Origin of the sequence: Mesorhizobium sp. M0077, assembly GCF_040322955.1 — a bacterium.
Lineage (GTDB): Bacteria > Pseudomonadota > Alphaproteobacteria > Rhizobiales > Rhizobiaceae > Mesorhizobium.
In genome coordinates, this window is record NZ_JAMYUL010000001.1 from 695,962 (window position 1) to 714,343 (window position 18,382).

Consider the following 18,382-nt stretch of genomic DNA (forward strand, 5'->3'; position numbering starts at 1 on the left):
GGCAACCCTTACATTACCAGCAACATTTCACGTCGTTTTCCAAGGCACACTCGATTGTCTGCCCCGCAGAGGCTTTAGATGACCACCAAGCACGCGCCTGTCCTTATCATCGGTTCCGGCCCGGCCGGCTATACCGCCGCAGTATACGCCGCGCGCGCCATGCTCAAGCCGATGCTCGTAGCAGGCTTGCAGCAGGGCGGGCAGCTGATGATCACCACCGATGTCGAAAACTATCCGGGCTTCGCCGATCCGATCCAGGGCCCGTGGCTGATGGAGCAGATGCTGAAGCAGGCCGAGCATGTCGGCACCGATATCATCAACGACATCATCACCGAGGTTGACCTCAATGTGCGGCCGTTCCGCGCCACGGGCGATTCCGGCACCACCTACACGGCCGACGCGCTGATCATTGCCACCGGCGCGCAGGCGAAATGGCTGGGCATCCCCACCGAACAGACCTTCATGGGCTTCGGCGTGTCGGCCTGCGCCACCTGCGATGGTTTTTTCTATCGCGGCAAGGATGTCGCTGTCATCGGCGGCGGCAATTCGGCGGTGGAGGAGGCGCTCTATCTCTCCAATCTGGCGAAGAGCGTGACCGTCATCCACCGGCGCAACGATTTCCGCGCCGAGCGCATCCTGCGTGAGCGGCTGTTGAAAAAGGACAATGTCCGAGTCATCTGGGACACGATCGTCGACGAGATCACCGGCCGGCCCGGCAAGACGCCGCTGCCGCCTTCGGTCGAAGGGCTGAAGCTCAGAAATGCGGTGACCGGCGAGGTCACCCACCTCCAGGTGGACGGCGTCTTCGTGGCGATCGGCCATGCGCCGGCGGTGGAATTGTTTGTCGGCAAGCTGAAGCAGAAGCCGAACGGCTATCTGTGGACGGCGCCGAATTCGACCCGCACGGACGTTCCCGGCGTGTTCGCCGCCGGTGACGTGACCGACGATATCTACCGTCAGGCGGTGACCGCCGCCGGGCTCGGCTGCATGGCCGCGCTCGAGGCGGAAAAATACCTGGCCGGCATCGAGGTGCACCGCGAAGCGGCGGAATAATATCTATCAAGACGGCGTCGCAAGCCGTTCAAAAGCCTGATTTTTCATTCAGACGCCAAGAACAGAACGAGGGGAATTCAATGGCGTTGGACTGGGACAAGCTTCGCGTGTTTCACGCAGCGGCGGAGGCTGGGTCGTTTACCCATGCCGCCGAGACTTTGCACCTGTCGCAATCGGCGATTTCACGCCAGGTCAGCGCGCTCGAGCATGACGTCGGGGTGCCGCTTTTCAATCGCCATGCCCGCGGCCTGGTGCTGACCGAGCAGGGCGAAATGCTGTTCCGCACGGCGCATGACGTGCTGATGAAGCTGGAGACCATCAAGTCGAAGCTGACCGAGGCAAAGGACCGGCCCTCCGGCGTGCTGAGGGTAACGACCACCGTCGGGCTCGGCGCCGGCTGGCTGACCGAGCGGGTGCAGGAATTCATCGAGCTCTATCCGGAAATCAGCCTGCAGCTGATCCTGGCCAATGAGGAACTCGACCTCACCATGCGTCAGGCCGACTGCGCGATACGGCTGCGCCAGCCGCAGCAGCCCGACCTTATCCAGCGCCGCCTGTTCACCGTGCATTTCCACCTCTATGCCTCGCCGTCCTATGTCGGCAAGCACGGCAAGCCGACCTCGGTCGCCGATCTGAAGAACCATCGCATCGTCACTTTCGGTGTGCCGGTGCCGTCGCATCTGTCGGAGCTGAACTGGCTGGAAACGATCGGCGATTTCGACGGTGGGCAAAGGGTGCCGACGCTGCAGATCAACGACATCTTGTCGATCAAGCGCGCCGTGCAGGGCGGCGCCGGCATCGCCATGCTGCCCGACTACGTGATCTCCAAGGAATCGGATCTGGTGCAGCTTTTGCCGGAGACCGAGGTGCCGTCCTTCGACACCTATTTCGCCTATCCCGATGCAATGAAGAACCAGGCCAAGCTGCACGTCTTCCGCGACTTCATCATCGCCAAAGCGCGCAGCTGGTCATTTTAAACATGGCCTTGGGAGGTGCTGGTCACCTCCGCCAAGGCGTCAGCCGTGGCAGCCAGCCGGGAACATTGCGGCGGTAGGTCTCGTATTCGCCACCGTAGCGGCGGGCGAGAGTCGGCTCCTCATAGAACCTGACGAAAGAGCCCATGACGATCGCGCCGATGGCGGCATAGGCAGCGACGCTCCAGCTTGAAAACAGCAACGCCTGGCCGAGGATGATCGACAGCACGGCGACGTACATCGGGTTGCGGACATGGCGGTAGACGCCGCCGATCACCAGTCTCTCGGTGGGCGCGACAGGCGCCGGCGTGCCCAGGCCTTCGAGCGCGAAGCGGGCAAAGGAATGGACGAGCAGGGCGATGGCCGCGACGATCAGGAGGGAGCCAGCCGGCAAGAAGCCGGGCACCGTCGACAGCGGCAGACGGTAGCGGTCCGTCAGCAGCCAGGGCACCAGCCGGGCGACGACACAAGGTGCGGCGATGAAGAAGACCGCGCTGCCGGCGATCGCCTGAGGTGTCCGCATGTCAGGTCTCCCTTCTTCCGGCCGACCCTTCCCATCCCGCTGCCGCAAAAATAAACGCCTGCTGCCCGATTCAACGTCATTCGGCTTTTTGCCCGCGAGCGCGAGAATCAGCCCGACTTGCGGTTCTGCGAAGGCAACAGCACGGTCGCGCTATTCATTTGGCAACTTTTCGTGGTCCTATGGCCCCTAGACACGGGTTAGACCACAGCCTGTACCTTTTTGCATGCGTGTGTTGCAAAATAGATGCTTGTTTCTTGGGCATGAACAGCACATATATAGATCATCTCCTGGGCGCGTTCTCCTCCCATTAGCGCCCTCGAGTGTTCCCCTCTGGAGGTTAGCCTTAACAGGCACTTCCAATCAAACTCAGCCGGATCTTCATTGATCCGGCTTTTTTGTTTCCGGGCCTGCCGTAGCCAGCGAAAAATCGAGCAAAATCGCCGCGTAACAGTGACATGTAACCTCAGGTAACATGCCGCAGGCGCGATTCATCGTTTAAGCAGATCATAGGACGCGGTGTGGTTCGACCGGGAGATGGGGGCATCACTCGGAAGATCCGGGCTCAGGCGGCTACCGCGTCCGAACCTATTCGTCTGCCAGTGCCGTATGGCGCGGCGGATACGTGCGGCGCACCTGCCGTTTTCCTCCCAAGAAGACGGTCCGCAATAAGAGCGGCGTCCGGATCATCCGGGCGCCGTTTTTTGTGCGGATCATCCTTCGGCCTGTCAGGCAGCCTTGCCGTTGGCGTTCATCGCCTCGTCGGCCAACCGTCCGGTCAGCTCGGCCATGTGATCGAAGGCGCAACGATAGCTGGCGACGCCGGAGGTCGCCGAGCGCAGTTCGACGATCAGGTCGCCGATCTCGGCCTGCGGCATGGTCGCCTCCACGACATCCCATCCCGGCCAGTCAGGCCGCGCGTCGTAGCCAAGGATCTGACCGCGCCGTTGCGGGATCAGCGCAATGATCTTCGAAGTGGCTTCGGACGGCGTGACGATCTCGACCTTCATGACCGGCTCGAGCAGCACCGGCGAGCAGGCCGCCATGCCTTCCTTCATGGCCAGCTTGGCCGCCATCTGGAAAGCCATGTCGGAGGAATCGACGGCGTGGTAGGAGCCGTCGGAGAGGTTGACGGCGACATCGACGACAGGGAAGCCGAGCGGGCCGGATTTCAGATAATCGCGCACGCCGGTTTCGACCGACTGGATGTAGGTCTTGGGCACGACGCCGCCGGTGATGGTGTCCGAGAACTGAAAGCCGGAGCCGCGCGGCAGCGGCTTGATCTCGATCACCACATCGCCGAACTGGCCATGGCCGCCGGACTGCTTCTTGTGGCGGCCGCGCTGCTGGACCGTCTTTCGGATCGTCTCGCGATAGGGGACGGCAGGCGCATGGCCTTCGACCGGAATCTGATTCTTGCCTTCCAGCCGCTCGCGCACGACCCGCAGATGCATCTCGCCATGGCCGGACAGCACGGTCTCGGCCGAGTCCTGGTTGTGGCGCAAGGTGAGCGAGGGATCTTCCTCGGCCAGGCGCTGGATGGCCGCCGACATTTTGACCTCGTCCTTGCGCTCCTTCGGCCGCAGGGCAAAGGCAAAGACCGGCTGCGGCGGCGTCAGCGTGACCAGCGGCTTGATACCGCCCTTCGTGGAGCTCAACGTCTGGCCGGTCTTGACCTCGTCCAGCTTGCCCAACGCCACCGTGTCGCCGGCCTTGGCAGCGGTGAGCTTGGATTGGTCCTTGCCGAGCATCTTGTAGATGCCGGAGACCTTCGCCGTCTCGCCATTCGACAAATAGAGTTCGGCTGCATCGGCGATCTGGCCGGAGAGTACGCGCGACACGGACAGCTTGCCGCCATGCGCGGTGTGGATGGTCTTCATCACCTGGACCACGGTGTGATTGCCGTCGGGGACGCCGAGCCGTTTGCGCGTCGCCTCGACATCCGGTGCGTCATGGCGGATCGCCTTCAAAAGGCGCAGCACGCCGTTGCCTTTTTCGGCGGTGCCGATCAGCACCGGCGTTATGGCGCCGGCGCGCAGGTCGGCGGACAGATCGTCGAAGACCGCGTCTTTCGGCGGCTCGATCTCCTCCAGCAACTGCTCCATCAACTGGTCGTCATGGTCGGCAAGCGTCTCCAGCATGGAGAAGCGAGCCTCCAGTTCGCGCGCCTTGTCGTCAGTTGGAATTTCGGCAACCTGGCTTTCGGCATATTCGCGGTAGATGTAGGCGCGCTCCAGCGCCAGGTCGATCGAACCGATCACCACATTGTCCTTGCGCAGCGGAATCTGGCGCAGCAACAGCGGCGCCGCGCTCGTCGGCTGCAGCATCTTCAGCGTATCGCGTACGCCGGCGATTGCCTTGTCGACCTTGTTGAGGAACAGGATGCGCGGCACGCCGAGATCGTCGAGCTTGCGCATGATGAGCTGCAAGGCTGGGATCTTCTTCTCGTCGGCCTCGGCGACGACCACCGCGAGATCGCAGGCTGCCAGCACCGGCTCGGCCTCGAAGGAGAATTCGATCGATCCGGGACAGTCGACGAAGGTAATCTGCTCCCCCATGAATTCGGTGGTGGCAAAGGTCGCCTCGACGCTCATGGCGTGCGCCCGCGCTTCGGGCGAATGATCGGAAACGGTGCTTCCCGATGAAACGGGATTTTGGCGGGGGATGGCGCCCGTACGGGCGAGGATGGCTTCGAGAAGTGTCGTCTTACCGCTTGCAAAGGGACCGACTATGGCAGTGCATTTCGGTCCCGTGCGTCGTCCTCCGGCGCGAGTACCCATGGCTGACCTCCACTCAGGCGTTGCCCTTGGAGTGCGATCAGCAAAAGTGGAAACGGTTTTGCGCCGATCGCACCCTGTCGTGAGCGGCGGCCGGCCTGTTCGACCGTCGCGGGCGGGGTTGTTTTCATTTAGCCACCTGCCCAACCCATCGTCCCACGGGTTAGCCGGCAGGGCAAGGAAAATAGAAATCGCGCCGCCGCCAGACGGACGGAGCGAGAGCCGGGGTCAGAACCGCCGGTAGATTTCAGCGGGCCTGGGTGCGGCGCGCCGGCCTGGCTGCGCTTTGCTTCACCACCGTCTCGGCGTAGCGCGACAACAGCGGGTTAAACAGGTCTGGGCGTTCCCAGAACGGTGCATGGCCGGCGCCTGATATGACATGGCATTGTTCCCACAGCGAGCCATAGGCCACCGTCTCGAAGTAACTCAGCCGCACCAGCGGATCATGCTCGCCATTGATCACCGCAACCGGGAACGGGGCGTGCTCGACCACCTGTTTCTGGTCGGCGCCCTTGCCGGCAAACATGCTGCGCGCCACGCCGGCGCGAAGCCTGCCGTCGGTGCGCCTTATGGCTTCGCGGAAAGACGGACTGGCGGTATCGCCGAAGCAAAGCGCCTCGAAGCGCTCGATGTCGCGTTCGGAGTAGACCTTCTTGGAGGCCAGCAGCATGTCCCAGTTTGCGTGAAAGCCGCGCAGCATACCGAACGGCCCCCTCGACACCGGCGGCGCTCCGGTCAGCACCAGGCCGTTCACCGCATGGTGGAAGCTGGCAAGTTCGACCGCCACATGGCCGCCGAGCGACCAGCCGAAGATGATGGCGTGGCCGATGCCCAAAGCGTCGAGAAGCCGGGCTGTGGTCTGGGCAAGGCCGGTAATCGTATAGGCGGTCGCCGGGTCGCGGGCATCGGAGGACTCGCCGTGGCCGGGAAGGTCGAAGGCGATCAGCCGATGGGCGTCGGCAAGCGGGCTATCGAACTGACGGGCAAACACGGCGCGCGAACTGCCCGAGCCATGGATCATGACGATGGGCATGCCGGACCCAGACGACTGGCTGAGGCGCAAGTCGGCCTGCGGCGTGCGGATGGTGCGGTGAGTGATGCTCATGCTGGATTAGACCTTGAGATTTGCCTGACCGCCAACATCGCATCGCTGGCTCTATATGTTCTTTAAACATGTGGTTAAGAAAGGATTTCTAAAGAGATAGCCGGCACGATCGCTGGCTCCATGGCAATCACGCGCGGAATCCCGACAATGGAATCAGTCCTCGATCTTCTTGTCTCGATCTGCAGCATCGCGATGCTTGGCCAATATGTCTGGTCGATGCGGGCGCATTTCCAATCGCAGGCGATGTCGCCAGGCGCCATGGTGATTTCGGCGGCGGTCATCGCCACGGCGCTGTTCTTTCTCGCCATCCTTTGGATCCAATCGCAGCCGGGTTCGGCAAAGATCACCGGACTTGCCGTCGAACTGGCGAGCTCTGCCCTGTTCTGGTGGGCGATCGTGACGTCGCGCAAGGTGCGGCTGCGCTTCGTCTTCGCACCCGACGATCCGCACAGCCTGCTGACCCACGGCCCCTACGGCCATGTCCGCCACCCCTTCTATACGTCCTACATCGTCTTCTGGATCGGCTGGGGGATCGCGACCTGGTCGATCTGGGCGGTGGCGCCGGTCGCCGGGATCGCTATCCTCTATGTGTTTGCGGCACTGGACGAAGAGAAGAAATTTTCGCGCACGCCGCTGGCCGGAGCCTACGCGGACTATCGCGTACGTGCCGGCCTGTTCTGGCCCCGGCTGGGGTGGTAGCCGGCACCGGAGCAGGGTAGCTTCTGCCAAACTTAGGGATCACCAGAGATGAAGATCATTGCCTGCGGCAGCGTGCCGACCATCATCGCACCGGAGAAGTATTTCACCGGCCGCGTGTTGCAGACGCCCATCATCGAGAAGGAAGCGCCGGCCCGGCTCAGAGCCACGCTGGTCAGCTTCGAGCCCGGTGCGCGCACCCACTGGCACACGCATCCGCTGGGGCAGACGCTTTATGTCACTGCGGGGGCCGGCCTTGCGCAGACATGGGGCGGGCCGATCCAGCAGATCAAGGCGGGCGACGTGATCTCGTTCGAGCCCGGCGAGAAGCACTGGCACGGCGCGGGTCCAAAGACGACAATGACCCACGTCGCCATGCAGGAAGCGCTGGACGGCGTCCATGCCGATTGGATGGAAGCGGTCACCAGCGAGCAGTATGGCGGCTGAGGTCTGCTCCTGACAAAAACCCGGCTCGAAGCCGGGTTTCATGTCTCGGTGCCGCCAGTTCAGGTCAGCGATGCCGTGAACCGCTGGATGCGGGTGCAGGCTTCCTCCAGCAGCGTCTCCGACGTGGCGTAGGAGATCCGGAAGTTGGGGCCGAGGCCGAAGGCCGAGCCGAACACCACTGCGACACCCTCGCCTTCGAGCAATTCGGAGCAGAAAGTCTCGTCGGTGTCGATTATCTTGCCGGCTTTGGTCTTCTTGCCAATCAGCTGGGCACAGGACGGGTAGACATAGAAGGCGCCTTCCGGCGACGGGCAGGTTATGCCGCGCGCCTGGTTGAGCATCGACACGACGAGGTCGCGACGGCCCTGAAAGATCGCCTTGTTCCTGGCGACGAAATCCTGCGGGCCGTTGAGCGCCTCGACCGAGGCCCATTGCGCGATGGTGCAGGCGCCCGAGGTCTGCTGGCCCTGGATCATGTCCATCGCCTTGATCAGCTGGACGGGACCCGCGGCATAGCCGATGCGCCAGCCGGTCATGGCGTAGGCTTTCGAGACGCCGTTCATGGTCAGCGTGCGCTCGTAGAGTTTCGGCTCGACCTCGGCGATCGTCCTGAAGACGAAGTCGCCATAGGTCAGGTGCTCGTACATGTCGTCGGTCAGTGTCCAGACATGCGGATGCTTCAAGAGCACGTCGGCCAGCGCGCGCAGCTCGGCTTCCGTGTATGCGGCGCCGGACGGGTTCGACGGCGAGTTCATCAACAGCCATTTGGTCTTCGGCGTGATCGCCTTTTCCAGCACGGCGGGAGTGAGCTTGAAACCATTGTCGATCGAAGTATCGGCGAACACCGAGGTGCCGCCGCAGATCGCCACCATTTCGGGATAGCTGACCCAATAGGGGCGGGGGATGATGACCTCGTCGCCTGGGTTCAGCGTCGCCATGAAGGCGTTGAACAGGATCTGCTTGCCGCCGGTGCCGACAATGGTCTGCTCGGGCTTGTAGTCGAGATTGTTCTCGCGCTTGAATTTTTTCGCGATCGCCTCGCGCAGCGGCGCGATGCCCGAAACCGGCGGGTATTTGGTCTCGCCGCGGCGGATCGCCTCGATCGCCGCATTCTTGATGTTGTCGGGCGTGTCGAAATCCGGTTCGCCAGCGCCGAGGCCGATAATGTCGCGGCCGGCATTTTTCAGCTCGCGGGCTTTCTGCGTCACCGCGATGGTGGCGGAAGGCTTTACGCGGGCAAGGGCGTCGGCAAGAAAGGCCATGACCAGATATCTCCAGAGGGGTCGGCGCAACCGCAAACAGCTGCGGCGCTTCTCATGTCGCATCGACCCGGCAAGTGCAAGCATTGTCGGATGAGCCAGGGGTCAAGGACCTGTGAAGATCGGCTTTTGGAGCGCGTGCATGACCGTTTCGCTCTGCGCTGCGGGCTCGGCAATCGATAGGCTTATCCCCGGCAAGAATAAATTCATCAACGGCCGCTAAAACCTTTGACGGCAGGATCGCCAGCCATTTCGCCTGTCTCGCGGAGCGAGGGACCCTTGTCGCGCAGCACCGGGCTTGCCCACATCATCCGTCACGATGACGGCACCGCTTCAGGTGTCTGGGGTCCCTACACGCTGCAGAGCGCCTTTCAGCCGATCTTCGCCTTCAAGGACGGCAAGCTCTCGATCGCAGCGTTCGAGGGGCTGATCCGGCCGTTTCGTGACGGCGAGCCGCAATCGCCGATGAACTTCTTCCGCACCTGTCCGGCCGGCGACCGCCTGCACATCGAGGCGCTGACGCGCACGCTGCATTTGCTCAACGCCGGCGCCTGCCTGCCGCAAGAAGCCTCGATCTTCGTCAATTTCGATCCGTCGGTGTTTACCGAGCGCTCCATCGCCGACAACGCGTTGCGCGACATGCGGCTGGTGCTGCACGAAGCCGGGATCGATCCGCGCCGCATCGTCTGCGAGGTGACCGAGCAGAAGTCGGCGTCGCAGGAAACGCTCTACAGCTTTGTCGAGGCGCTGCGGGCCAATGGCTTTCGCATTGCCGTCGACGATTACGGCGCCGATGAATCCGACATCAACCGCATCAAGGAGCTCAAGCCCGACATCGTCAAATTCGATGCGCACTGGATCACGCAGCTCATGGAATCCGGCGCCGGCTTTGCCCTCTTGACTGCCATGGTGACGAACTTCGAACTACAGGGCATCCGCACGGTGTTCGAAGGCATCGAGGAAGGCTGGCAGCTTGAATTGGCCGAGAAATCCGGCGCATCGATGGTGCAGGGCTTCGTGCTGGCCAAGCCGGAACTGGCGCCGACCAGCTTTCGCGCTTTCGGCAAGGATGGGCAGCCATCTGTCGCGGCGGCCGAGCCTGGCAAGACGCCTGCCGGCCCGACTGCAGCGCCTCCAGCGCGGCCGGGCAGGGTGTTCGGGCGCAGGACCGGGCCATGACCGGGCAGCGCGAGAGGCGTCGCGATATCGGCGAAGCGATCTTTGCCGACGAGGTCGGCATCGAATACGGCGTCTACGGCGCGTTCCGGCTGAAGAGCGCCTACCAGCCGATCTTTGCGCCACGCGGCGGCGCGTTGGCCGCGGTTGCCGTCGAGGCGCTGATCGAACCGCAGCGCGCTTCCATGCCGGTTGCACCGGCCATGTTCTTCGACAGTGTTGCGCCGGGCGACCGCCTGTTTGTCGAGACGATGTGCCGGATGCTGCATCTGAAAAACTTCCGCAACATCGGCGCCGACGGGCTCGACCTGTTCTTCAATTACAACCCGATGATCAACGATCATCTCGGGCGGGCGCTGGCCGAGATCCGGCTGATGACGCGGCATCTCGGCGATCTCGACCTGCATGCCGCCATGCTGGTCTGCGAGATCACCGAACAGGCGGCCGACGATAATGTGCTGGCTCCGCTGGTGCGCGAGATGCGGCGCCACGGCATCCGCATCGCCATCGACGATTTCGGCACCGGCCACTCGACCGCGGAGCGGATGAGCCTGCTTCAACCGGATATTGTGAAGATCGACGGCGGCTGGTTCGCCGAATTCTGCCGCCACGCTGCCGCCGAGCGCTTCTTCCGGCCGCTCGTCTCGTCGCTGCACGATCGCGGCGCCAAGGTGCTGGTGGAAGGCATCGAGCAATCCGTGCATCTGCGCGTCGCGCTGGATGGCGGCGTCGACCTGCTACAGGGGTTCCATCTCGGCCGCCCGGCGCTGGCCGGCACGATCTTCAACCGGGAGCCGCTGTCGATCGAGGCGCTGCTTGGCGCCGACAACAAGGTGGTGCCGCTGCATCTGCGGCGCTGATTTTGTCCTCACGCTTGCCGCCGCTTCGCGGCTCGTTCCGGACGGGACGCCAACGGGCGCGATGCCCGGTTGGGCTTGCGGCCTTCGGCCGTAGCGCGCATTCAAAGAGGGCGAACTCGGCCCGCGTGAAGTTCAGCCAAAGCCTGCTCGGCAAACTTATCCAGCCGGCCAGCCTTGGCGTCCGCCTCGATCTGCATATCCCACACCTCTGCCTGATACGCTGCGAACCATTTGGCAAAGGCCTTTAGTTCTGTGGTGTTCAGGGCTGCGATGGATCTTTCAATCTGTTCGAGCTTGGTCATGGGGCGAAACTAATAGCATGGCCATCGTCCAATTCCAGACAAACAAAAAGGCGGGATAAATCCCGCCTTCCCATTTTCGGTAGCCTGATCGGAGCTTTAAGTCCGGGCCGGCAGCTATCTGCTGATCCAGCTTGTCGGGTCTTTCCGCTCCAGCGCGCTTCTCGCGCGACCGTCAGTACATCCGTGACTTGCCGCGCGCCCCGAACTCTCGTCCGGCGCGCGCTATCGCAAAATCAGGCTGCCTTGCTCAGAGAACCAGCGGACGACTTGCCTGTGCGGCGGTCCTGCTCGATCTCGAAGTTGATTTTCTGGCCTTCGACCAGGGTCGACAGTCCAGCGCGCTCGACAGCGGAGATGTGAACGAAAACGTCCGCACCGCCCGAATCAGGCTGAATGAAGCCGAAGCCCTTGGTGGCATTGAACCACTTGACCGTACCAGTTGCCATATGAATAGTCCTCGCATTTGCTTTGGTTTGACCGAACCGAGGTTCAGCCGGTTTGTATCGAGATTTTGGAGATAGACGTCAGCAAACGCGAAGATCGCGAGGCCCGGATCGATCGGCCGAAATATCAATGGAGCTGATATAGGCGGGTTTCGCACCAAAAACAAGATGGCTCGAAAAATGGCGTTGCGGTGGCGCCGCCTAAAGGCCGCCCCAATCGCATGAAAGCGTCGAGCAATCGGGAAGATCGGGACGCCCGACGGCGTTAGTCCGGTTTTGGGAGACTGTCATGAAAACGGTTGTGAAAACCATTCTGCTTGCCGCCTGCCTGACGCTGGCGGCCGCCGAGGCGCAGGCGATCTCGCGCTACGACCCCACTCGTATGAGCTGCGACACGGTGCAAGGCACGATCGCCCGCCAGGGCGCGGTCATCCTGCGCTATCAGTCCAGGCGTGTGCCGGGGCTGCCGCTCTTCGACCGCTATGTGCAGAGCCAGCAATTCTGCAATGTCGGCGAGGTCAGAAAGCGCGCCTATGTGCCGAGCGCCGATACCGAATCCTGCCCGGTCTATCTCTGCAAGCGGATCGAGAACGACCATTTTCACCGCCGCTTCCTGCGCCGTCATTAGGCATATTGATATTCAAGTGAGGCCGGCCTGCGAACGATGGTCTTCTGCGCTTCCGGCGCCCACGTACATTAAGTACGCTCCGCTCCGGTTCTCGAAGACCATAGTTCTCGGTGCGGCCTGACCTGAATCTCAACATACCCAGCCGGCATACCATTCAAGCTCTTAGAACCCGAACGAGACCTGCGCCGCCGGCGGCGGGCCGACGCGCACGCCTTCCATGGCCAGCATCTTTTCCTTGGTGGCCGAGCCGCCGGGCGCCGAGAAGCCGCCGATCTTGCCGCCCGCGGCTAGTATCCGATGGCAGGGGATGACCAGCGGCACCGGGTTGGCGCCCAGCGCTGCCCCGGTTTCGCGCGGCAGGCCGGCTTGGCCGGCGCGCTTGGCCAGTTCGCCATAGGTGGTGGTTTCGCCGTAATGCAGTTTTCGCGCCGCGTCGTAGATGGCGAGACGGAAGTCGTCGACGCCGTCGAGATCGACCGGCACGCCGGAGAAATCGACGTCCTCGCCTGACGCATACGCCTTGATCGAGGCGATCAGCTCGACCACCCATTGCGGCTGCCCAATGTTCGCAGTGGTACTGGCGGCAACACCGGCATGCCGCATCAGCCGGCGCTCCACTGCTTCGCGGCTCCTTTCGGGCAGGCAGAGCCGGATCAGGCCCTTTTCGCTCCAGGCGATGCCCATGAAGCCGATCACTGTTTCTAACACTGCGTGGCCGGCTGTGATCGAAGATGCCGTTTCCATGATGCGCTCCTTTCCGCAAAGCGGCGAAAACCGGGATACCGACCGGTACATATGCAGAACAATATGGCATCTGAGCCCGGCTCTCGCCACCCGAAAACCACCAGATGGTCCCGATTGCCCACCAGGAATCGCTGGTGTAAGGACTTCTTAACAACCGACAAATCGGACCCGCGCGGCTTGCCAGCAAAATTCAACCTTTTCGCGATCTCTGTGATCGTCGGCGCAGCTGCCCTCAGCGGCTGCCAATCGACCTCGCAGATGAAGGCCACGCCTGCGCTGACCGAAACCGCGACCGCCGCCGGCAGCGATGCCGGCTTCACCGTGCCGCTGCCCGATACGGTTTCGGTGCTGCCGCAATCCTCGGGCATAACACCCGTCCAGGCGGCCGAAGCAACTCCCGCCACACCGGCACTTGCCGCCGCCCCGCAGCCGGCTGCCGCGACCGCGGCCTTTGCCGGCGCGACGCCCACGGCCCCGGCCGTGCCTGCGGTGATGGCCGCCAATGCCTGGCAGGCGCCTGCGCCCGCCAAGGCCGGACAGCCGGTCGCGGCGCAATATACGACCGCCAGCCTTGTCATGCCGGCGACCGCCAAGGGCGGCCAGAACGCCATGCCCGGCGTGCAGCAGGTAGCCTATGTCGTGCCGCAGAACCCGGCTTCCTTGGGCCAGTTCCCCGCCGCGCCGCTCGGTCTCCCGGAAGAAGAGCATGCGACCGGCATGCGCGGCGACGTCGACCGGCTGATCCAGAAATACGCTGCTCTCTACGAGGTGCCGGTCGATCTGGTGCGCCACGTCGTCAACCGCGAAAGCACCTACAATCCCAAGGCTTACAATAACGGCCATTGGGGGCTGATGCAGATCAAGCACGCGACGGCGCGCGGCATGGGCTATGACGGGCCGGCCAAGGGCTTGTTCGACGCCGAAACCAATCTGAAATACGCGGTCAAATATCTGCGTGGCGCCTGGCTGGTGGCGGGTGGCAACGCCAAGAAGGCCGATTGGCTCTACCAGACCGGCTATTATTTCGACGCCAAGCGCAAAGGCCTGCTCGAGGCCACCGGCCTCGGTGTCGACCGCAAGCGCCGCCGGCTGCAGCCCGACGCCTGAGCGCGATGCCTGAACCGCGCCCGCCGGCTCCAAACGACATCCGGCTGCGCAAAACCCTCGACGAGACGCTCGTTGCACCGCACTGGCCGGACGGCTTTACCATGCGCTGCTTCGAACATGGTGACGCGCAGCCCTTGCATGCGCTTTTGACCGAGGTGTTCGACGACGGCGCCGACGGCCCGTTCGACGAATGGTGGCCGCGCATATCCAGCGATGCCGAATTCGACCCGGCGCTGTGTTTCCTCGTCATCGACGCCAAGGGACGGCTGGCGGCGGCAGCGCTGTGCTGGACGAGGGCCTTCGTCAAGGACCTCGCGGTCCATCCCGAAGCGCGCGGCAAAGGCATTGGCGAAGCGCTGATGTGGCAGGCTTTCAACGCCTTTCGGGATCGGGGCGCGGCCCATGTCGACCTCAAGACCAACACGGTCGAGAACGCCGCCGCGCTCAGGCTCTACGAGCGGTTGGGAATGATGCCTGTCGCCTGGGAAGGGTAAGGGCTTTTTTCTTGCCGCAATTCCCTGGGGAAAACGCTACGCGCTTTTCCCGGGAAAACCGGTTCCCACTTTTCCTGGAATTGCTCGAGCGCTGTTGAAATCCTTCGGATTGTGAACTGCTTCACATAGGCCGCCGCAACCGGATGCTACCTCACCATCCATGCCTTTCGACCGACGGCGGATCGACGACTGGCAGATGTGGAGGGGCTGCACCGGCATGTGTTCAGCCACTCCTTGGCGGGTCCCAGGCGGGGGTTTGGGGCCCGCCAGTCGTTTTACGGCAGCCCTCAGATATCGGGCGCATTGCCGATCTTCTTTTTGAGCTCAAGCGCCCAGGCGCGGCCCTCGTCGCCGCCCCACAGCAGCCAGGCGATATGGCCGGCCGATGGATTGTCTTCATTGCCGTAATTCTTGCCGCGCTTGTCGACCTCGTGGCGGGCGAAGTAGCTGACCATGCGGCGGATAGTGGATGGCGCCAGCTTTTCGCGGTTCTTGAGTTCCGTCGCCCGCGCCACGCCGATCTCGGTGCCGCCCCGGCCGAATTCTCTTCGCAGCCTCAACCCCTTGGCGGCATTGTCGGCCACCACTTGCGGGCAGCGCAGATCGATCTCTTCATCCTCTTGCATGTGTCTCCCCAGCTCCGGAAATCTAACCTGCAGACGCAATACAGGGAAGTGCAACCGGCTCCCAATGCAGCGCCGTCCATTAGGATCAGCGCGCCATCGGCATCTGCGAGATCCTGTGGAACCTTATGGATTTCACGCCTGAGGGTCGGCCGAACTGGAACGAACAGCTGCAATATGGCGAGGCGTGCTGTCCTGAGGTTTGTCCGCCAGGGGCTCGGGACGGCTCTTCGGCAGATGGTCGCTGACGAATAGTTCTCCGGACGCAACCCTGCCGCCAATGCCGCGTTTGATTAGCCGAGGGAAATTTTCAAATCGGAGACCTCAGATGAAAACGCTTCTCACCATTGCCGCCGTCGCCTTGTTCGCCGGTGCCCCTGCCGCCTTTGCGGCCAACTCGACTGCGGTCGCGCCTGCCATGGCCGCCAGCAAGGTCGATACCCCAACCTTCGTCAAGACCGTGCCTAGCTCCAACGAATTCGAAATCCAGTCGAGCAAGCTCGCCGAGGAGAAATCCAAGGCGGCTGACGTCAGGAAATTCGCCAAGCAGATGGTCAAGGACCACACCAAAGCCGGCAAGGAGTTCAAGGCGGCGCTGAGCCAGGGCCAGACCACCGGTTCGACCAAAGCCGCGGGACCGGCCCTGCAGCCGAAGGAGCAGGCAATGCTCGACGAGTTGAAGAGCACAAGCGGCAAGGATTTTGACGCCAAGTACATCCAGATGCAGACGGACGCGCACAAGGAGGCCGTTGCCCTGTTCAGCACCTATGCCAACTCGGGCGACGACCCGGCGATGAAGGAATTCGCCAAGAAGACGCTGCCGACGCTGCAGATGCACGAGAAGCACGTGAAGGAACTCGCGGCCGCGCATCAGGGTTGAGGGTTGGTGACTGGCCAGCAATAGCATTCTACGGCGCCCCCTCTGTCCTGCCGGACATCTCCCCCACGAGTGGGGAGATCAGCAGCGTCGGCGCCGTGCTTTTCTACCGACGGTGAAAATTGGCGAAGGCTGAGGCGACAGCCAATCTCCCTGCTTGTGGGGGAAATGTCCGGCAGGACAGAGGGGGGCGCCGTAGAGTGCGACGGCCGATGCCTGCCGTTGGCAAGGCATTGCGGCAAAGTGGCTCTGTGGCTGCGGCGGCAGTGACATACACTGCCGCCACCAATTCAATGGAGCTCCCATGCCCAAGATCGACCTGTCCACCGTGCCTGTCCGCAAGGGCTCCGGCTACCCCGCACCCTTCGACGCCCCTTGCGCCGAGCGCACACGCCAGCGCCTCGGCGATGCCGGCGGCCTCACTGATTTCGGCGTCAACCTGATGACATTGCCATCAGGCGGCTGGTCCAGCCAGCGCCACTGGCACAGCCATGAGGACGAGCTCGTCTATGTGCTGGACGGCGAACTGGTGCTGGTCGAGGATGGCGGCGAGACGCTGCTCAAGGCCGGCGACTGCGCGACCTTTGCCAAGAACAGCGGCAACGGCCACCACATGATCAACCGCTCGTCCACAACGGCGCGCTATCTCGAGGTCGGATCGCGCAATCCGGATGATCTCATCACCTGCTCCGACATCGACATGATGAGCCCGAGTTCGGATGGCAGGTTCCTGCACAAGGACGGCATGCCCTATCCGGGGCAGGGGTGACGGCTGGACTATGGTCCGGCGCTGGCGTTCGCTGGGCGGGGGGATAAGCTCCTCACAATCAAAGGTGGCGCAGGCCCCCTCATCCGACCGCTTCGCGGCCACCTTCTCCCCACTGGGGAGAAGAGGGACGTGCTGGCGCTCGCAGTCTCCTCTCCCCTCGGGGAGAGGTCAGCCGAGCGAAGCGGAGGCTGGGTGAGGGGGACTTGGCGCTAACCTTGCCAAACAAAGGGAGCATCACCATGAAAAAAGAAGTCATCGAAGTGCCCGTCATGTCGGCCAAGGTGCGGGCGCTCGGGCTGCCTTGCTCGACGGCAGTAAGGGCCAATGGCTTCGTGTTCATCTCGGCGACGCCGCCGGTGGACATGGTGAGCGGCGAGATGGTGCGTGGCGATATCGAAACGCAGACCGAGGCGTCGCTGAAGGCGCTGAAACACTGCCTGGAAGCCGCCGGCACCTCGCTGGACAATGTGGTGATGGTGCGCATCTACGCCGTCAATTCCGGCTTCTACAACGCCATCAACCGGGTCTATTCCAGGTACTTCAGCGTCAACCCGCCTGCGCGGAGCTTCGTGCCGGTGGCGTCGTGGCCGATGGAGTTCGATATCGAGATCGAGTGTGTGGCGGTGGCGTGAGGGGCCACCTCTCCCCTCATGAAATAATTTCCGCTTGTCTTTGAAGTAAAGTCGTCCTCAAATCTCGCCGGGGATAGGGAGGGCGAGTCATGAACAAATTACCGAAGAAATTCGGCGAACGCGTTGCGTCGAATCTCAAGAAGTATCAGCGGATTACGCTGGCTCAGCAAAAATCTGATGTCGCGGAAGCCGACACGGTTACCTTGGTCAAGGACATCCTGGCCGATGTTTTTGGCTATGATAAATATGACGAGCTAACCTCGGAACACCAGATCAAGGCTACATATTGCGATCTCGCGATCAAGATTGCAGGAAAACTGCGATTGCTTGTTGAGGTGAAATCAGCGGGCAGCAGCTTGGCTGATAATCACTTGAGGCAGGTTATCGACTACGGAGCCCACCAAGGCATTCACTGGGTGATCCTCACCAATGCGGTCGAATGGCGGTTGGTCCGTATCTATGTGGCAAACCAGATCAGCCATGAAGAAGTTTGCCGGATTGTCCTTGCCGACATGAATCCCAAGAATGAGGACCATCTACAGTGCCTCTTCCTGTTCGCCAAGGAAGGGCTGACGACCGATGCAATGGATGCATTCCATCAGCAGGCACAGCTGTTCAACAAGTTTACGGTTTCGGCGATCATCCGGTCTGAAGCCGTGATTTCGGTGGTGCGCCGGGAAATCCGGAAGCTCTTTCCAGACATCAAGGTTGGTAACGAGAACCTCTCGCAGTTGGTCGAAAATGAAGTAATCAAGCGGGATACGATCGAAGGCGACAAGGCTAAGGAAGCGGTCGCTAGGATGCGAAAGGCTACGAACAAACTGGAGAGGGCTAAGGCTAAGGCAGTGAAGCTCATTGAGGTAGAAACGCCAAAATGAGATTCTTTGGAGCCGAGC

The 18,382-nt window shown here is 62.4% G+C and carries 21 protein-coding genes; 13 read left to right on the forward strand and 8 right to left on the reverse strand.

Annotation, left to right across the window (positions count from 1 at the left end):
* The first annotated feature begins 78 nt into the window (after positions 1–78).
* Positions 79–1,053 (forward strand): thioredoxin-disulfide reductase, encoded by a 975-nt coding sequence (trxB, locus tag NKJ57_RS03390; protein WP_023705868.1) that lies wholly within the window; start codon positions 79–81, stop codon positions 1,051–1,053.
* An 80-nt stretch (positions 1,054–1,133) separates the two neighbouring features.
* A complete protein-coding gene (locus NKJ57_RS03395; RefSeq protein ID WP_023671970.1) occupies positions 1,134–2,030 on the forward strand; it encodes a LysR family transcriptional regulator in 897 nt (298 codons plus the stop codon).
* Between the two features lie 22 nt (positions 2,031–2,052).
* Here NKJ57_RS03395 and NKJ57_RS03400 read toward each other — a convergent pair whose 3' ends face one another.
* The 3 genes from NKJ57_RS03400 to NKJ57_RS03410 form a co-directional block, all read right to left on the reverse strand.
* Positions 2,053–2,550, reverse strand: coding sequence for a methyltransferase family protein (locus NKJ57_RS03400; RefSeq protein WP_023705867.1), 498 nt, complete (start codon positions 2,548–2,550; stop codon positions 2,053–2,055).
* Positions 2,551–3,275: 725 nt separating this feature from the next.
* The gene (locus tag NKJ57_RS03405; protein WP_023748185.1) at positions 3,276–5,327 is read right to left on the reverse strand and encodes an elongation factor G; all 2,052 of its coding nucleotides are present in this window, start codon (positions 5,325–5,327) and stop codon (positions 3,276–3,278) included.
* Between the two features lie 244 nt (positions 5,328–5,571).
* Positions 5,572–6,429 carry an alpha/beta fold hydrolase gene (locus tag NKJ57_RS03410; RefSeq protein ID WP_023748186.1) on the reverse strand — a complete coding sequence of 286 codons (858 nt, stop codon included), beginning with the start codon at positions 6,427–6,429 and terminating at the stop codon, positions 5,572–5,574.
* Between the two features lie 147 nt (positions 6,430–6,576).
* Here NKJ57_RS03410 and NKJ57_RS03415 point away from each other — a divergent pair, with 147 nt between their 5' ends.
* Together NKJ57_RS03415 and NKJ57_RS03420 are read left to right on the forward strand one after the other, a co-directional pair.
* Complete coding sequence (locus NKJ57_RS03415; protein ID WP_023748187.1) at positions 6,577–7,128, forward strand: methyltransferase family protein; 552 nt, start codon at positions 6,577–6,579, stop codon at positions 7,126–7,128.
* A 48-nt stretch (positions 7,129–7,176) separates the two neighbouring features.
* Positions 7,177–7,572: a (R)-mandelonitrile lyase gene (locus tag NKJ57_RS03420; RefSeq protein WP_023748188.1), complete on the forward strand. Its 396-nt coding sequence runs from the start codon at positions 7,177–7,179 to the stop codon at positions 7,570–7,572.
* A 59-nt stretch (positions 7,573–7,631) separates the two neighbouring features.
* Here the strand turns inward: NKJ57_RS03420 and NKJ57_RS03425 are convergent, their stop codons facing one another.
* Positions 7,632–8,834, reverse strand: a complete 1,203-nt coding sequence (locus NKJ57_RS03425) for a pyridoxal phosphate-dependent aminotransferase (RefSeq protein ID WP_023683765.1) — start codon at positions 8,832–8,834, stop codon at positions 7,632–7,634.
* A 276-nt stretch (positions 8,835–9,110) separates the two neighbouring features.
* On the opposite strand from NKJ57_RS03425, the gene NKJ57_RS03430 reads away from it, so the two are divergent.
* Both NKJ57_RS03430 and NKJ57_RS03435 read left to right on the forward strand, forming a co-directional pair.
* Positions 9,111–10,010 (forward strand): EAL domain-containing protein, encoded by a 900-nt coding sequence (locus tag NKJ57_RS03430; RefSeq protein ID WP_023728195.1) that lies wholly within the window; start codon positions 9,111–9,113, stop codon positions 10,008–10,010.
* Positions 10,007–10,867 carry an EAL domain-containing protein gene (locus NKJ57_RS03435; protein WP_023825329.1) on the forward strand — a complete coding sequence of 287 codons (861 nt, stop codon included), beginning with the start codon at positions 10,007–10,009 and terminating at the stop codon, positions 10,865–10,867. Before NKJ57_RS03430 ends, NKJ57_RS03435 begins: the two co-directional genes overlap by 4 nt.
* Before the next feature lie 101 nt (positions 10,868–10,968).
* Here the strand turns inward: NKJ57_RS03435 and NKJ57_RS03440 are convergent, their stop codons facing one another.
* Both NKJ57_RS03440 and NKJ57_RS03445 read right to left on the reverse strand, forming a co-directional pair.
* Entirely contained in the window at positions 10,969–11,169 is a 201-nt protein-coding gene (locus NKJ57_RS03440; protein WP_023748189.1) for a hypothetical protein, read from the reverse strand.
* Positions 11,170–11,402: 233 nt separating this feature from the next.
* The gene (locus NKJ57_RS03445; protein WP_015316174.1) at positions 11,403–11,615 is read right to left on the reverse strand and encodes a cold-shock protein; all 213 of its coding nucleotides are present in this window, start codon (positions 11,613–11,615) and stop codon (positions 11,403–11,405) included.
* A 298-nt stretch (positions 11,616–11,913) separates the two neighbouring features.
* On the opposite strand from NKJ57_RS03445, the gene NKJ57_RS03450 reads away from it, so the two are divergent.
* Positions 11,914–12,240: a hypothetical protein gene (locus tag NKJ57_RS03450; protein WP_023748190.1), complete on the forward strand. Its 327-nt coding sequence runs from the start codon at positions 11,914–11,916 to the stop codon at positions 12,238–12,240.
* A gap of 162 nt (positions 12,241–12,402) precedes the next feature.
* Here NKJ57_RS03450 and NKJ57_RS03455 read toward each other — a convergent pair whose 3' ends face one another.
* The gene (locus NKJ57_RS03455) at positions 12,403–12,984 is read right to left on the reverse strand and encodes a methylated-DNA--[protein]-cysteine S-methyltransferase (RefSeq protein ID WP_352510500.1); all 582 of its coding nucleotides are present in this window, start codon (positions 12,982–12,984) and stop codon (positions 12,403–12,405) included.
* 258 nt (positions 12,985–13,242) lie between these two features.
* On the opposite strand from NKJ57_RS03455, the gene NKJ57_RS03460 reads away from it, so the two are divergent.
* Both NKJ57_RS03460 and NKJ57_RS03465 read left to right on the forward strand, forming a co-directional pair.
* The gene (locus tag NKJ57_RS03460; protein WP_502902010.1) at positions 13,243–14,091 is read left to right on the forward strand and encodes a transglycosylase SLT domain-containing protein; all 849 of its coding nucleotides are present in this window, start codon (positions 13,243–13,245) and stop codon (positions 14,089–14,091) included.
* Between the two features lie 5 nt (positions 14,092–14,096).
* Positions 14,097–14,585 (forward strand): GNAT family N-acetyltransferase, encoded by a 489-nt coding sequence (locus NKJ57_RS03465; protein ID WP_352510502.1) that lies wholly within the window; start codon positions 14,097–14,099, stop codon positions 14,583–14,585.
* A 287-nt stretch (positions 14,586–14,872) separates the two neighbouring features.
* Here NKJ57_RS03465 and NKJ57_RS03470 read toward each other — a convergent pair whose 3' ends face one another.
* The gene (locus NKJ57_RS03470) at positions 14,873–15,211 is read right to left on the reverse strand and encodes a hypothetical protein (RefSeq protein ID WP_023697061.1); all 339 of its coding nucleotides are present in this window, start codon (positions 15,209–15,211) and stop codon (positions 14,873–14,875) included.
* Between the two features lie 325 nt (positions 15,212–15,536).
* Between NKJ57_RS03470 and NKJ57_RS03475 the strand changes: the two genes are divergently transcribed.
* The 4 genes from NKJ57_RS03475 to NKJ57_RS03490 all read left to right on the forward strand — a co-directional run bounded on the left by NKJ57_RS03475 (position 15,537) and on the right by NKJ57_RS03490 (position 18,364).
* Positions 15,537–16,088, forward strand: a complete 552-nt coding sequence (locus tag NKJ57_RS03475) for a DUF4142 domain-containing protein (protein ID WP_023733307.1) — start codon at positions 15,537–15,539, stop codon at positions 16,086–16,088.
* Positions 16,089–16,389: 301 nt separating this feature from the next.
* Entirely contained in the window at positions 16,390–16,854 is a 465-nt protein-coding gene (locus NKJ57_RS03480; RefSeq protein ID WP_352510503.1) for a cupin domain-containing protein, read from the forward strand.
* A 239-nt stretch (positions 16,855–17,093) separates the two neighbouring features.
* Positions 17,094–17,486 carry a Rid family hydrolase gene (locus NKJ57_RS03485; RefSeq protein WP_352510504.1) on the forward strand — a complete coding sequence of 131 codons (393 nt, stop codon included), beginning with the start codon at positions 17,094–17,096 and terminating at the stop codon, positions 17,484–17,486.
* An 89-nt stretch (positions 17,487–17,575) separates the two neighbouring features.
* The gene (locus NKJ57_RS03490; RefSeq protein ID WP_352460589.1) at positions 17,576–18,364 is read left to right on the forward strand and encodes a hypothetical protein; all 789 of its coding nucleotides are present in this window, start codon (positions 17,576–17,578) and stop codon (positions 18,362–18,364) included.
* Positions 18,365–18,382 lie beyond the last annotated feature (18 nt).

Excerpts from the sequence above, each read along its gene's own strand:
- NKJ57_RS03410 (WP_023748186.1), bottom strand. The coding sequence starts at position 6,429 with ATGAGCATCACTCACCGCACCATCCGCACGCCGCAGGCCGACTTGCGC.
- NKJ57_RS03440 (WP_023748189.1), bottom strand. The coding sequence starts at position 11,169 with ATGACCAAGCTCGAACAGATTGAAAGATCCATCGCAGCCCTGAACACC.
- NKJ57_RS03490 (WP_352460589.1), top strand. The coding sequence starts at position 17,576 with ATGAACAAATTACCGAAGAAATTCGGCGAACGCGTTGCGTCGAATCTC.
- NKJ57_RS03425 (WP_023683765.1), bottom strand. The coding sequence starts at position 8,834 with ATGGCCTTTCTTGCCGACGCCCTTGCCCGCGTAAAGCCTTCCGCCACC.
- NKJ57_RS03480 (WP_352510503.1), top strand. The coding sequence starts at position 16,390 with ATGCCCAAGATCGACCTGTCCACCGTGCCTGTCCGCAAGGGCTCCGGC.
- trxB (WP_023705868.1), top strand. The coding sequence starts at position 79 with ATGACCACCAAGCACGCGCCTGTCCTTATCATCGGTTCCGGCCCGGCC.
- NKJ57_RS03465 (WP_352510502.1), top strand. The coding sequence starts at position 14,097 with ATGCCTGAACCGCGCCCGCCGGCTCCAAACGACATCCGGCTGCGCAAA.
- NKJ57_RS03420 (WP_023748188.1), top strand. The coding sequence starts at position 7,177 with ATGAAGATCATTGCCTGCGGCAGCGTGCCGACCATCATCGCACCGGAG.
- NKJ57_RS03405 (WP_023748185.1), bottom strand. The coding sequence starts at position 5,327 with ATGGGTACTCGCGCCGGAGGACGACGCACGGGACCGAAATGCACTGCC.
- NKJ57_RS03460 (WP_502902010.1), top strand. The coding sequence starts at position 13,243 with ATGAAGGCCACGCCTGCGCTGACCGAAACCGCGACCGCCGCCGGCAGC.
- NKJ57_RS03475 (WP_023733307.1), top strand. The coding sequence starts at position 15,537 with ATGAAAACGCTTCTCACCATTGCCGCCGTCGCCTTGTTCGCCGGTGCC.
- NKJ57_RS03455 (WP_352510500.1), bottom strand. The coding sequence starts at position 12,984 with ATGGAAACGGCATCTTCGATCACAGCCGGCCACGCAGTGTTAGAAACA.
- NKJ57_RS03415 (WP_023748187.1), top strand. The coding sequence starts at position 6,577 with ATGGAATCAGTCCTCGATCTTCTTGTCTCGATCTGCAGCATCGCGATG.
- NKJ57_RS03445 (WP_015316174.1), bottom strand. The coding sequence starts at position 11,615 with ATGGCAACTGGTACGGTCAAGTGGTTCAATGCCACCAAGGGCTTCGGC.
- NKJ57_RS03470 (WP_023697061.1), bottom strand. The coding sequence starts at position 15,211 with ATGCAAGAGGATGAAGAGATCGATCTGCGCTGCCCGCAAGTGGTGGCC.
- NKJ57_RS03400 (WP_023705867.1), bottom strand. The coding sequence starts at position 2,550 with ATGCGGACACCTCAGGCGATCGCCGGCAGCGCGGTCTTCTTCATCGCC.
- NKJ57_RS03485 (WP_352510504.1), top strand. The coding sequence starts at position 17,094 with ATGAAAAAAGAAGTCATCGAAGTGCCCGTCATGTCGGCCAAGGTGCGG.
- NKJ57_RS03395 (WP_023671970.1), top strand. The coding sequence starts at position 1,134 with ATGGCGTTGGACTGGGACAAGCTTCGCGTGTTTCACGCAGCGGCGGAG.
- NKJ57_RS03435 (WP_023825329.1), top strand. The coding sequence starts at position 10,007 with ATGACCGGGCAGCGCGAGAGGCGTCGCGATATCGGCGAAGCGATCTTT.